Source organism: Altericista sp. CCNU0014 (assembly GCF_044923475.1).
GTDB lineage: Bacteria > Cyanobacteriota > Cyanobacteriia > Thermosynechococcales > Thermosynechococcaceae > JAAURS01.
Window position 1 is genome coordinate 1,045,805 of sequence record NZ_CP137338.1, and the last position, 13,568, is coordinate 1,059,372.

General features: G+C 50.9%; 12 protein-coding genes. 6 read left to right on the forward strand and 6 right to left on the reverse strand.

Translation table 11 applies throughout. The features are described from left to right. The first annotated feature begins 189 nt into the window (after positions 1 to 189). Positions 190 to 1,476 (forward strand): transposase, encoded by a 1,287-nt coding sequence (locus tag R6H26_RS05245; RefSeq protein WP_404783412.1) that lies wholly within the window; start codon positions 190 to 192, stop codon positions 1,474 to 1,476. A gap of 46 nt (positions 1,477 to 1,522) precedes the next feature. Here the strand turns inward: R6H26_RS05245 and R6H26_RS05250 are convergent, their stop codons facing one another. Next, entirely contained in the window at positions 1,523 to 2,284 is a 762-nt protein-coding gene (locus R6H26_RS05250; RefSeq protein ID WP_404788943.1) for an AAA family ATPase, read from the reverse strand. 573 nt (positions 2,285 to 2,857) lie between these two features. Between R6H26_RS05250 and R6H26_RS05255 the strand changes: the two genes are divergently transcribed. After that, on the forward strand, positions 2,858 to 3,262 hold the full coding sequence (locus tag R6H26_RS05255) for a type II toxin-antitoxin system HigA family antitoxin (RefSeq protein ID WP_404788945.1): 405 nt from the start codon (positions 2,858 to 2,860) through the stop codon (positions 3,260 to 3,262). Positions 3,263 to 3,274: 12 nt separating this feature from the next. On the opposite strand, the gene R6H26_RS05260 is transcribed toward R6H26_RS05255, so the two are convergent. From R6H26_RS05260 to R6H26_RS05275, 4 genes are all read right to left on the reverse strand, one after another. After that, entirely contained in the window at positions 3,275 to 5,395 is a 2,121-nt protein-coding gene (locus R6H26_RS05260) for an ATP-binding protein (RefSeq protein ID WP_404788947.1), read from the reverse strand. Between the two features lie 92 nt (positions 5,396 to 5,487). After that, positions 5,488 to 7,194 carry a mechanosensitive ion channel domain-containing protein gene (locus tag R6H26_RS05265; protein WP_404788949.1) on the reverse strand — a complete coding sequence of 569 codons (1,707 nt, stop codon included), beginning with the start codon at positions 7,192 to 7,194 and terminating at the stop codon, positions 5,488 to 5,490. Positions 7,195 to 7,224: 30 nt separating this feature from the next. Further along, positions 7,225 to 7,749, reverse strand: coding sequence for a DUF4079 domain-containing protein (locus R6H26_RS05270; protein WP_404788951.1), 525 nt, complete (start codon positions 7,747 to 7,749; stop codon positions 7,225 to 7,227). Between the two features lie 225 nt (positions 7,750 to 7,974). Next, complete coding sequence (locus R6H26_RS05275) at positions 7,975 to 8,382, reverse strand: DUF1830 domain-containing protein (RefSeq protein ID WP_404788953.1); 408 nt, start codon at positions 8,380 to 8,382, stop codon at positions 7,975 to 7,977. Between the two features lie 467 nt (positions 8,383 to 8,849). Between R6H26_RS05275 and R6H26_RS05280 the strand changes: the two genes are divergently transcribed. Together R6H26_RS05280 and R6H26_RS05285 are read left to right on the forward strand one after the other, a co-directional pair. Then, positions 8,850 to 10,418 (forward strand): photosystem II high light acclimation radical SAM protein, encoded by a 1,569-nt coding sequence (locus tag R6H26_RS05280; protein ID WP_404788955.1) that lies wholly within the window; start codon positions 8,850 to 8,852, stop codon positions 10,416 to 10,418. 43 nt (positions 10,419 to 10,461) lie between these two features. After that, the gene (locus R6H26_RS05285) at positions 10,462 to 10,848 is read left to right on the forward strand and encodes a cupin domain-containing protein (RefSeq protein ID WP_404788957.1); all 387 of its coding nucleotides are present in this window, start codon (positions 10,462 to 10,464) and stop codon (positions 10,846 to 10,848) included. Positions 10,849 to 10,877: 29 nt separating this feature from the next. On the opposite strand, the gene R6H26_RS05290 is transcribed toward R6H26_RS05285, so the two are convergent. Further along, on the reverse strand, positions 10,878 to 11,159 hold the full coding sequence (locus R6H26_RS05290; RefSeq protein ID WP_404788959.1) for a hypothetical protein: 282 nt from the start codon (positions 11,157 to 11,159) through the stop codon (positions 10,878 to 10,880). A 197-nt stretch (positions 11,160 to 11,356) separates the two neighbouring features. Here R6H26_RS05290 and R6H26_RS05295 point away from each other — a divergent pair, with 197 nt between their 5' ends. After that, positions 11,357 to 12,124, forward strand: a complete 768-nt coding sequence (locus R6H26_RS05295; RefSeq protein ID WP_404788960.1) for a tellurite resistance TerB C-terminal domain-containing protein — start codon at positions 11,357 to 11,359, stop codon at positions 12,122 to 12,124. Beyond that, positions 12,121 to 13,455: an ATP-binding protein gene (locus R6H26_RS05300; protein WP_404788962.1), complete on the forward strand. Its 1,335-nt coding sequence runs from the start codon at positions 12,121 to 12,123 to the stop codon at positions 13,453 to 13,455. The genes R6H26_RS05295 and R6H26_RS05300 overlap by 4 nt, the downstream gene beginning before the upstream one ends. Positions 13,456 to 13,568: the final 113 nt, after the last annotated feature.

The window sequence follows — 13,568 nt, forward strand, 5'->3', positions numbered from 1 at the left end:
TCAACTAAATTATGTCGATAGATTTATTCTTGCAGACTCAAAGAATTTGCAAGAATAAATTCGGCCAAAGATCTCAGTATTCTGTAAAATCGTGTTTTTTTGAACAGTTACAGTTAGTGTCCTGAGTTTTTCGCCATAGAGGCCAAAGCGTGAAAAGGTCTGAGGATAAGAGATTCAGGCCAACAGAGAATGGATATCGTCACACGCAAAGCCCAAATACTGCGGGTTCAAACCCAAAATCCATATCCAGAGTTGAACGAAGTCCTACAGGAAAAACTGAATACAGAGGTTCTGGGGGTTACGCAAAGCGTCTTAGAAGCAGCTCTGTGCGAAGAATTACAAGAGCATCTCAATCAGCTTGCGGGAGAACGACCTCGTCGGTCTGGCTACTTCAAGCGAGTCCTTGATAGCGAATACGGGCGCATCGAATCCTTGTCGGTACCCAAGCTGCGCCATGGGAACAGAGACCGAGACTGGCAAATCTTGGGGCGCTATCAACGGGGCCTTGGCAGTCTATTAAACTTTTGTCTAAGTCTGTATGTCATGGGCCTGTCCTTGCGAGACTTGCAAGAAGCGCTCTATCCATTACTCGGGGCTGTATTATCGGTCAATGCCATCAACCGAATCACAGAAGCCGCTCAACAGCAGATGAATCAACGGCGCACGGCAAAAATTACCACTGCTGTACCCATTTTGCTTGTCGATGGTGTTTGGGTGAGAATTCAATATGCAAGCGGGGAAACCTTTGAAGACCAAGCTGGACATGTGCGCGCCTTGCGTCAAGCCGAAGAACGGGTTGTTTTAGTGGCAATGGCCATTTATCCAGATGGCACTCGTGAAATCTTGCACTATGAGATTGCCGAGAGTGAATCTCAATTCGCCTGGGAGTCTTTTTTCAAGGGTTTACAGGAGCGTGGATTGAAGCTTGATGGGGTTGAGGTTGTCGTCAGTGATGGGACCAATGGATTGCCCGCTGTGCTCAAAGCCTGGGTACCTCAGGCCCAGCATCAACTGTGCATCACTCATAAAATCAGGGCAATGCTGCGTCATCTGGGCTATGAGAATTTATCCATCCAAGATGCGCAAGGTCAGACCCTAGACCTTCCAGAAGCAAAGAAGCTTCGCTATACCCAGATTAAGACTGACGCCTATGACATCTATAAAACCGATGATTGGATGGAAGCCATTGAGCGATTGGTGGTCTTTGTCGAGACTTGGCAGTCTGTTGAACCTAATGCCATCCGCTCCTTTTTGAGAGATATTGTTTTGACCTTTAATTTCTATGATTTGAACCCATCCTTATATCCACTCGTCCGAACCACTAATGCGCTCGAACGATTGTTTCGAGAGTTTAGGAACAAGTCCGATGAAATTGGTGCGTTCCCCAATGAAGACAGTTGTTTGACCATTTTCTTCTTGGTCTTACAGCGTGACCATACCAAGCATGACCGTCTCAAATCTGTGGCGAAAAACTAGGGACACTAACAGTTACACGTCAGTTGCACAAGTCAAGTATGCCTATCTAATCGTTTAATAATACTTCAATCATACGATCTGGGTTAGACAAAAAGTTATACATAACTCTGTAATGTTCAGTGTCGCGGTAATTTATTTGCTGTATACCCTCATTGGAAAAGTCGTATATGTAAGCATCTGGATAAGCCATAATGATAGGAGAGTGTGTTGCAATAAGAAATTGAGAATTATCCTGAATAAGGTCATGTATTCGGACTAAAGCAGCAAGCTGCCTTTGAGGGGATAGTGCTGCCTCTGGCTCATCAAGGATAAAGAAGCTATTTCCACTAAAGCGATTCATCATAAGAGATAAAAAAGCTTCCCCATGAGATTGCTCGTGCAGAGATTTCCCCCCATAATTGTTGATCAGTGGTGGACGAGAGGATAAATTTTCATCTTGATCTTCATCTATTTTATCTATTGCCGTCGCAACATTAAAGAAGCTTTCCGCCCTCAAGAAAAATCCATCGCGCGGTTTTTTAGTTCCTTTAGACAAACGAATATATTCATGTAGAGTGGAGTGGGAAGAATGAGTATTAAAGTTAAAATTTTTTGTCCCGCCTTCCGCATTAAATCCCCAGTTAATCGCCGTTGCCTCAAGTAGAGTTGATTTTCCTGATCCATTTTCACCTACAAAAAATGTAACTTTTGGGTGAAGTTGAAGAGTGTCTAAATTTCGGACAGCAGGCAAAGAAAAAGGATACTCGTTGAATGAGGATACTTTATCGCGAGTGAGCTTGATTTCGGTAACATACTGTTGTGTCAACATTTTTGTTTTTTCGAATGACACCTTTTCACGGCGTTTAACTTCAGAACTAAATTCATTTATTTATTTATTTTAGCTCAAATATATCCAATTCGAGCTTGCCTAATAGCTACTTTCAAGGTCTATTCTTGTTGCTTTCACGAATACGCTTTTGCAAACGCTCAATCATTTCAGCTCTAACTAAACTGTTGGTTTGATTCTACCTGTTCTGTCTTACCTGAAATCGGCATGCTTTCAGTGAGCTAAATCTATTCTAAAGTTCTAAATCCTTGAAAAGTGATCAAAAGACTTGTTCTTGCTTTGCGATATCAGATTCGGCAATGGGCTAAACTGTGTAGGTTGATGAGTCGATAGGTAAATAATGCACTGACTCAGTGAGGCTTGTTCACGCTCTGCCAAGCTGACCAATCGCCGATGAAGCAATTTGAGCAATTGCATTACACAGCTTATGGTTTAAATTCCTTCAGATGCCAATCTTGTTACTAACTCAACTTGTGGATTTACTCTATTCTGATCTACAGATTTTTATTAAGTACATCCTCACGCACGCTGAATACGACAGAGATAGGTGGAAAGATGACCCTTACTTTTAATAGAGAAGCTTATGCTGAATTGTTAGCTCGATATCAACCCCAAAAAATTTCTAGCGACAATGAGAATGAAAAGGCGATTGAACTAGCAGAGAAATTAAGCCACAGTTTAAATCGAACGCCTGAAGAAGATGCGCTACTCGATTTGCTAACGACGCTGATCGAAAAATTTGAAGATGAAAACCATCCTATCCCCGTTGCTAGCCCCTTAGAAATGCTGAAGCACTTAATGGAGGCGAGAGAACTCATTCAAGAAGATTTGGTGGGTGTCATTGGTTCCCGTGGCGTTGTATCAGAAGTGATGAACGGAAAACGAGGCATCAGCAATGCTCAAGCGAAAGCTTTGGGAGATTTTTTCTCTGTAGAACCCAGTCTGTTTCTCGCCTTGTAGTCCGATCGCCCCTTAAGACATGGGTTGGAATCCCGTGCTAAACGTCGGGCTGATGGGCAAATCGACGTTGAAGGCCGTCATTCCCCCTCGGCTTTCAACGCCAATCTTGCCTTGGAGCTGCTCGACTAGACGCTTGACTAAGGCCAATCCGAGCCCCGTTCCGCCCTGCTTCCACGGGTCTGCATTCGGCACGCGATAAAACTTGTCAAAGATCCGAGTCAGTTCGTGTTCGGGAATGTCGGACTGATTGGCAACCCTAATATGAACGATATTTTGAGGTTCAGAAATGTGGCTGACCTGGAGCGATATTTCGCCACCTTGAGCCGTATATTTGCAGGCGTTGTTCAGCAGCTCCGACAGGATGCGCTCCAAGCAAGCGCGATCGGATTTGATCGCCGGAATTTCAGCATCGCAGTCCATCCTAAACTGCTGTTCTCGTTCGCTGAGCCGAGATTGAAAGGGCTGGAGGACGCGCGGGACCAAATCTTTAAGGTGGACATCTTCAACCCCGACAGGATTTACGCCCGCCTCAAGGCGCTGAAGATCCAACAGATCGTTGATCAGCTCCGTTTCCCGCTCGCATTCGGCGTCCAAAATGTCGATGTAGCGCTTTTGGCGCTGCTCTAGCGGGAATTGGTTCAGCATGTGAATCGCCATTTTGATATTGGACATGGGGGTCCGCAATTCGTGAGAGACAGTGCTCAAAAAGTCGTCCTTGAGGCTGTTGAGTCGTTCTAGCTCCTGCATTTTTTGCTGGAGCTGGGCGGTCCGCTCCTGGACTTGGCGTTCTAGGTCGGCGTTGAGATCCTGGACCTTTTGGTAAAGCTGAGCTTGATGGATGGCGATCGCGCATTGGTCGGCGATCGTTTTGACCAGACCGCGCTCGTCCGTATTCCACTCGCGCAGCGTGGCGTTGGCGGGGTTGCTCTTTTGGAAAAGGCTAATGCTGCCCAGATAGTTTTGCAGGTAAATCAACGGCGTCATCAGCACGGAGGAAACCTGACACTGCTGGGCGATCGCCAAAATCTCCAGATCTAGGCCCCCGTCGTCGTCCGTGAGCACCACCTGGTTTCCTTGAATCATTGCGTCCTGACACAACCGCAGAAATCGCTCGTTCCCTTGAATTAAATCGTGACGACCGACCGCCGTATGGCTGACGTAGTGATCGATCGGCTCTCCATCTGCACCGATCTGCACGATAATGCAATGGCTGGCTTCCAGCGCCTCCAGCAGCAGCCCTACCGTAATTTGCAGCACCTCTGCCGTCACCATGGTGCCCCGCATGGCCTGAACGATGCGATTGATAATCGCCTCGCGCTGTGCCTGGTGGCGGAGCTGTTCTTCAGCCCGCTTGCGCTCCGTAATATCGGCGACGTAGCTGCGCACTAGATCGCTCTCGGCAATGTAGTGGACCGATTGCTCGAAAACGCGATCGCCAATCTCCACTTCCCGCACGAAAAAGGTGCGGTGGCCGGGCTGCGCGGGCTTTGCCATCGGCAACAACCCTTGAAGCATGGGGTGCATGACGCCGATATCCGAAATATCGGGAAATTGCATGACCGCCGATGGGTTGAGATAAGTAACAATCCCCGACAGATCGATCTCTAAAATCGGGTACGGAGTCAGTTCCGGGAACGACGCCAAGCGCACCAGTGCCGCTTCGCTCATGTCCTGAAAATCGTCATCCGTCGGCACTAAAGTCTGAAACGGATTGATCGAATTTGAGAGAATGGTAGAAAGGTCCTTTGCTTCCACAAATCGATCAAAATCCGAGTCCGTCAAGTTGGAAATGGCGTAATATTTTGCCCGGACATCTCCCCCAAACACCACCATGTCGCCGTGCTTGAGATCGTGAGAAAACAGCCGCCGTCCGTTGATGATCAGACCGTTGGTGCTGCGCTTGCCCTGCAAATCGCCATCGATAATCCGAAACAAATAGGTAGAAGAATCGGGGGACGTCACCCGCAGCAAAATGGCGTGCTGTCGCGACACCATCTTAGAGTGCAGCACCACGGAATTTGTCGCATCGCGGCCAATGGAGTAGGTTGCGGCCTCTAGGGGAACGGTCCGCCGTCCTTCCGCATCGTCAATAATGAGCAAATGGCGAAACCGATTGCGTTGATCTTGATCCATGATTCGCGCCGGGGCTGAGGGGTAAATTCCGAGTAAGCTCAGGGGGATCGATCGGGAGTGGGCGAGAAATCCCTTAGGACCAATTTTAGAGGTTAAATCCCAAAAAGACTGTGAATGCGCTGCCGAATCCACCACAAGGGGGCCTCTGTCTCATTCTGCGATAGATCGGCAGAAAGAACGCCCAATTCTCTCAACACTTGCTGACGTTGGGCCAAGACCTCGGCAATTTTTTCGGCGAGTTCCCGATGATCTTGCAGGAGAATTTTGAGGGCGCGGTGGTCTACCACAAACAGGGTAACGTCTTCGACGGCTCGAACCGTCGTGGAGCGCGGCATTCCCGTAAACAGCGAAATTTCACCAAAAAATCCACCCGCTTCAATGGTGGCGATCTCTTGGCCTAGCTTTTCGGAGATGACCTCAACGCGGCCTTTGAGCAGAATATAAAAACATTCTCCGGCGTCTCCTTCTTTGCAAATAATTTGGCCGTGTCGGAAAAAACGACGGTAGCCCTGCTCGATCAGCACTCGCAGTTGCGAGTCGCTACAGCCTTTGAAGTAGCTGACTTGCTTGAGGAGCACGCGCAGGGACTTTAACTCTTGATAGCTGGCGCGCTCTGGCGACGCGCGTTCGGCGATGGCAGCGGCTGGGGTGGTAGCGGGGTGCTTGAGGTCGATGCCGCGCTCGGACCAGCGGGTCCCATCGCGCAGCCGCAGCTCGCGCTGGGGAAACGGAATTTCAATGCCGCTTTGGCGCAGCTCTTGCTCGATCGAGAAATTGAGCGAGCTTTTAATCGGTTCGAAATTTTGGGGTCGATCGATCCACACCAACAGCTCGAACTCGTAGGCGCTTTCTCCAAAAGCCTTAAACCAGACGGAGGGCGGCGGATCGTCCAAAACGCCATTCTCCATGCGGGCGCAGGCAATTAAGGTTTCGGTCACGAGGACTGTATCGCTACCAAAAGCGACCGCGACGGGAATGTGGATGCGCGTGACTGGCTCTTGGTAACTCCAGTTGATGACATTTTTCTGGGAAAACAAATGATTGGGGACGATCGCAAAGCGACGATCCGTGGTGCGCAACGTGGTGGATCGAATCGAAATCTGCTCGATGGTGCCCGCGATGCCGTCAATCTCAACGAAGTCTCCCACGCGAATTTGCTGCTCGAATAGCAGGGTCAGTCCGCTGACAAAGTTGCTCGCTAATTCCTGAAGCCCCAGCCCAAACCCCAAGCCCACGACCCCAGCCAATACGGTTAAGGAACTGAGGTCCAGACCGATGGTTTGGAGCAAAATCACGAGACCGAGAATGGCGAGCGCGTAGGTAATCAGGGCAGAAATGGCCTCCTGCATTCCCCGGTCCATCCGCGATTGGCCCAGCACCCAGGTCTTAATAGACTGGCTGAGCAATCGCGCGCCAATAAAAATGGCGATCGCCGCTAGAATCGCCGTCACCACCGTACTTAAGGACAGTTGAGTTCGACCTAAATTGATGGCGGGTTTCGTCACCCAGCGCCCGAACTGCCCCGACAGTTCGGTATCCAACACTTTAGAAAAGGGCTTCAAAAAAGGGATTTGGGAGAGCAGTATGGCGATCGCCAACAGCCACAGCCCCCCTCGCAACAGCAGCAAGAGCAATACCCCGCCCAACTCCGTCCACAGGCGTTCGGCGGGGTGCAAGTGCTGTTCGGACCAGCGTCTGAAGCGACGCAGCAAAATGCCAAAGAACCAATGCCCCCAGTAGGACAGCCCCAAAATGGCTAAAACAAAAGCAACTTGAAACAGTAACGGGCGATTCATCATTGCCGTAAGCATCCCATCCCTTTGTTCGAGCTAAGGAAGATACTTTTGAACCACAGTCCATCCAGTCCAAAGTACTGCCGCAAAAGACGCCCCCAGAAGACCGTTCAGACTGACGTGGACGCGTCTAGCCCAAACGTTTCCTTCTTTGATCTGTAGCGCTGCCCCCGCAGACAGCACTGTGATGGCAACCACGATGCTACCAGCCAATGCATGGAAAGAATGTCCCAGATTGCCATAATGACCCAAGGTCCCCACAATGCCAATGGTCAACAGACCCAGCACTAGTGCGACCAAGGTAAGCCCCAGAACGATATGAACGGTTCGCCATCGCGCCCTCGGCGATTGGCCGTGGCGGGCGCGGAGCATTCCCATGCCCGTAACCGCCAAACAGACGTAGGTCAACAGCGCAAACCCCATCGACCAGGCCGCAATTTTCCAAAGCCACAGAAACGACGGAAGATTCATAGACCGATCCTTAAAGGAAGAAAAATTCCACAGTGCAGAGCGCATCCCCACCATCAGCGTTGCAACAGTAATATTTTCTATTATTTTCAAGGCATTTCAGCAGCATTATAAAGGGCCAGAGCATTACGCCCTAGCCCTCCATAATAGACATCCACAGTCTTTATAAGATCGGTCTCTGTTTATTAACGGTTCTTTTGAAATCGACTGATATTGAGTAAATTGAAATTCCTCACATTTTCCAAATGGGAAAATGCATAGGCAAAATTTTTAATGAAAAGCGATCTTCAACTTTTAAGAGGATCTTGCGAGATAAAATCAAGAAACCTGAGCGACTTGAAACTTCAACGGCTCCGCAGAGAACGCTTCAAACTGGCTTTCAAGCTGCACTGGCCTCTGACCGTAGCCCTCATTTCTAGCTTCGAGACGGCGTTCGTCCTGAATCGTGTAGGCAGGTTCCATGACTTCGTCGTCAGTAATTTGAATTTGCGTGCACGGGATGGTATCCGACAGGATGGCGCTGGCCATCATGCCGGTATGGATCTCCAAATGCCCTTCAGGTAGAGCTTCAAATAGCAAGCGCTGGCCTGGAAAAACAACGCGCTCGAAATACCAATTGGGGATATTGGTGATTCTGGCAATCTGAATCTTACTCGTTGCGTTGATATAACAACAACAGATTAAATCCGAGGCATCGGACGGGACGGGATCGATGAGCTGAGCCATGACTATACCGGAATTTTGTGATATTATCTTCTGTCTTTTCACAAAGCTAACACTCCCGATCCCTAATGACTGTAAAGGTGACTACCATCCGAATTTCTTTCTCTAAAACTAAATAAAGCTTGACATTAGCTTTCCCAGATTTGGGAGAATTTCTAGCGCAGATGCATTCTTTTTAAATTCTGGTGCGGCTGGCGTCACCTTACGCATTCTAGTCTCAAGTCTTCGATCCCTGGGTCAACCTTAAGATTCATTCTTTAATTGTCGTAGGGAGCTGGGGATCGGTTCCGGGTCGCGGGTTAGATTCTGGATTCTCGCTCGGAGGGCTTGACTGGAGCGCGTGCCTCTCATGCTTGCAAAGAAGCCCAGGCCGTCTTCTCGAGCTGCCCGGATCTCGAAGACTAATATAGAATGAGAGAGTGTTAAGAAATATATTTACCCTACCGCTGGTCTGAAAGCGATTGAGCAGAATGGACGCACGGATTCTCTACGTTCGCTTGCCCTGTAACCCCATTTTCCCGATTGGGGTCGTGTACTTGGCCGATCACGTTCGCAAACTTTTTCCGCAAGCGGCTCAGCGAATTTTCGATTTGGGCACGGTACCGCCCCTCGACTTCGCGCCCGCGCTGGAACGCTGCATTGACGAATTTCGACCCGACGTTCTGGTATTTTCGTGGCGAGACATTCAAATCTACGCGCCTGTGGGCGGTCGAGGCGGCAATCCACTGCAATACACGTTTGAATTTTTCTACGCTCGCAATCTTCTGCTCAAAGCGAAGGGTGCAATTGGCTTGCTGCGTATCGCCAGCGGTTACTACGGCGAACTATGGCGCAATCTCGGGCTGATCAAGCGGGGCATTGCGCGGGCAAAACGCTACAGCCCCAAGCTGAGGACTGTGGTGGGCGGCGGTGCGGTGAGCGTGTTTTACGAGCAGGTCGCCAGCACGCTTCCCAAGGGGACGATCGTCTCCGTCGGCGAGGGTGAAGCGCTCCTAGAGAAGCTCCTGCGGGGCGAAGACTTTGCAGACGAGCGGTGCTTTGTGGTGGGGGAGACCAAACCCCGCGATCGCATGATTCACGAGTTCCCCGCACCCATCGAAAAATCAGCTTGCAATTATCGCTATATCGAACAGATCTGGCCGGAATTCGAATATTACCTGCAAGATCGAGACTTTTATGTGGGGGTCCAAACCAAACGAGGGTGTCCCCACAACTGCTGTTACTGCATCTATACCGTCATTGAAGGGAAGCAGGTGCGGGTTAACCCAGCCGATGAAGTGGTGGCCGAAATGCGCCAGCTCTACGATCGCGGCATTCGCAATTTCTGGTTTACCGACGCTCAGTTCATTCCGGCTCGCAAATACATGCCCGATGCAGTAGAGCTATTGCAAAAAATCTTGGCCGCTGGAATGGACGATATCCATTGGGCCGCCTACATTCGCGCCGACAATTTAACCCCAGAGCTGTGCGACCTCATGGTCAAAACGGGGATGAACTATTTTGAGATCGGCATTACCAGCGGCTCTCAAGAACTGGTGCGCAAGATGCGGATGGGCTACAACCTCAGAACGGTGCTGGAGAACTGCCGCGACCTCAAGGCGGCTGGATTTAACGACCTGGTTTCAGTGAACTACTCTTTCAACGTGATCGACGAGCGCCCGGAAACCATCCGCCAAACCGTTGCCTACCACCGCGAGTTAGAGCGGATTTTTGGCGCGGACAAAGTAGAACCCGCCATCTTCTTCATCGGGCTTCAACCGCATACCCATTTAGAAGAATACGCGTTTAAGAACGACATCGTACGGCCTGGCTACGATCCGATGAATGTCAAACCCTGGACGGTCAGGAAACTGCTTTGGAATCCCGAGCCGTTGGGTTCTATGTTCGGCGAGGTCTGTCTCCAAGCTTGGCAGCAGAATCCCAATGACTTTGGACGGGAAGTCATGCGGATTTTAGAAGCGCGCTTCGGCTGTGCCGATCTGGAATCTGCTTTGACGGCCCCCATCGAGCGCGACACCCGCGAACTGGTGGAGGCATGATGCTAGGGTAGCGGTACGAACTGCTATCCAGGAAGGTCAATTTATGGAAGCCTATAACCTTCAATCCATCGTCAAGGATTTGCCAGAGCTAAAGATTACGCCGGATACGACTTTTGAAGAAGCGATGGCCGCGCATCGGATGCTGACATCGTTCGATCGCTCCCGCATCGGTCTGGTTCGTTATTGCGGCGATGTGCCCTGGGAGCGTCATTTGGATGGAGACGAACTGCTCTACGTGTTAGATGGCGAGCTGGATCTCAAGGTTTTGCCTGAGGGAGAGCCGATCTGTACGACGCTCAAAGCTGGGTCTATCTTTGTCGTCCCCAAAGGACTGTGGCATCGACCCATTGCACCATCTATGGTTACGCTCCTGTTCTCAACGCCCGTGGAACGGAACGAACATTCTTTTGCGGAAGACCCGCGCGTCTGAGGATGAGCATGGTGAAATTACACATTGAGTCAGGAGGGAGGTTTTTGTTCTTTCCCGTCATCCGAATCAGACTTGCCGATTCCTAGCCCTTTCTTGCTCTGCTTGAGATTCTTAAACAACGCCTTAATCTGCCGATAGGCTTCGGCGTTGGATATCTTGCCGCTGGTTTCTAGGGCGCAGATAAAGCCGACTTGAGCCGCAAACTCTTGGAGGTTCGCATCAAAAACTAAATTTTCGGGCGTGAATTCCCCGTAGTATCGACTGCGAGGGCGAAGGAATTCATCTTTGCTGGGCGGTTTATCCTCTATCATTTTTGAAACCCTATCGCTAAGGTTAAGTAGTTTATCTTTCCTATAGTCTTCACTATGGCACTTATCCTCTGAACCAGCTCGTGTCAGAGCGCACGTCTCTCAAAGCATTGGGCCAGTTTGAAAAATACGGGATTGAAAAAGCTTATGGAACGCAGTTTGCGTTATTCTGTGTTGCAAATCCATGAATTTGAATCAGCATGTTGCGAGATCTCTTGATTGGCGGGGTTTTTGGCGTTGGCCTCTGTTGGTGGCGAACCCAATCCCAGCGCGTCGAGCATACGCTAGAGCAATCCCAAAGTACGACCCAGCAGCTCCAGCAGCAATTGGCCAAAGCTCGGCAGGAGCTGGCGATGGCCCTTGCCCAGCACACCGCTCTCGAAACCCAAGTTGCCGAACTCAATCAACTGGCTACGGATCGCGCGATCAATCTGATTCAACTCCAAGCCGATAATGCCGACCTCATGGCTCAGGTTGCCGAACTCAGTCAAAAACGCACCCGCAAAAAACGCGCTGTCAAAGGAGCGGAACCGTTTAACGAAACGACTGCTGCCTCCCAGTCCTCGACTGCTCCATCAATCCACGCCGAACCAGAACCAGAACCAGAACTCCCCGCACCCGCACCGTTTGCCCTAAACTTAGAGCGGATTCAAGCCAAGCAGCTCGAATCCGCAGAAGCCATGCAACTTCTTCAGTCTGTGTTCGTGGAGGAACCGATTTCAGTTCCATCCACCAGCCCGTCGTTAGGATTGGATTCTGCCCATGCTACCTTTCTGCACACCCTAAAGCAGCAGACCGTCTGGAGCCGGGAAGATCTGGTGCGGGTTGCTCGACAATTGGACTTGCTTTTAGATGGCGCGCTAGAACTCATCAACGAAGCCGCCTTCGATCGCTGTGACGAAGCCTTAACGGAGGGAGAAGACCCCCTTGAAGTGAACCCAACTGTCTTGCAGGAGCTGCTGTCGTGACTAAACCCCTCCCCATTAAAGCGAAAGAGCGCGAAGCCGTAATTCAATCTCTGCGGGCTGGCGTGGTGCCCCGCACGGGGTTGCCGCTGATTCAGGTGGGGCGGGTGCGCGAGCTGGAAGCCGTCATTCAGGATATCAAACGGATTGCGGAGGGCGGCTCTGCCATTCGCTTTGTGATTGGGGAGTACGGTTCTGGGAAAACTTTTTTTCTGTCCCTCACCCGCTCTATTGCCCTTCAGGAAAAGTTAGTGACGGCGCACGCCGACCTCACCCCCGATCGCCGCCTCCATGCCACGGGAGGGCAAGCGCGATCGCTCTACACCGAACTCATGCGAAACCTGTCCACCCGCACGAAGCCGGAGGGGGGTGCCCTTGCCAGCGTGGTGGAGCGATTTGTGACTTCTGCCATTAGCGAAGGACGCGATCGCAGTATCAGCCCCGAGGCGGTCATTCGGGAGCGGCTGGCTCACCTGTCGGAGATGGTGGGTGGCTACGACTTTGCCGAAGTCATTGCTGCCTACTGGCGCGGCCACGATACCAGCGACGAAGTCCTCAAAACCAGTGCCGTCCGCTGGCTGCGGGGGGAGTTTAGCTCGAAGGTCGAAGCGAGGCAGGCGCTGGGCGTGCGGACGATCGTGGACGACGAGAATGTCTACGATCGGCTCAAGCTCGTGGCGCAGTTGGTCAGATTGTCCGGCTACGGGGGGCTGCTGATTTGCTGGGATGAATTGGTGAACTTATTCAAGCTGTCTAACGTGCAGGCGCGCAAAAGCAACTACGAGCAAATCCTGCGAATTTTAAACGATGTCTTGCAGGGCACCGCAGCGGGCCTAGGCGTGCTGCTGGGCGGCACACCTGAATTTTTGACCGATACCCGTCGAGGACTCTACAGCTATCCGGCCTTGCAATCCCGGCTGACGGTCAATACTTTTGCCGCGAACGGACTGGTGGACTACAGCGGTCCCGTTCTACAACTGACAAATCTCAGTCCCGAAGATCTTTACGTTCTGTTGGGCAACATTCGTCATGTTTATGCGGCTGGGGAGCCTAAACAATATCTCATTGGGGATGAAGGCATTCAGCAATTTATGGCCCACTGTTCCCAGCGGATTGGGGATGCCTATTTTCGCACCCCTCGGAATACGATTACAGCCTTTGTCAATCTGTTAGCGGTCCTCGATCAAAATCCTCAAGCCAAGGTGGCCGATCTGATTGCCCAAACGGACGTTAGAGCAGAACCTGGCGCAGTGGGAAGCAAAACATCAACCCTCAAGTCATTAGCCAACTCAGACTCTGCGGCGGATGAAGACCTTGCGACGTTTACGCTTTAGGGATTAAAGTTATTGGCGTTGTACCATCGCTTAGAATCTCCGACTCAGACACCTGAAGATGCAGTTCGACAGGAATCTAGTCAGGAAATATGGGGTAAACCCGCCAGAGGCAG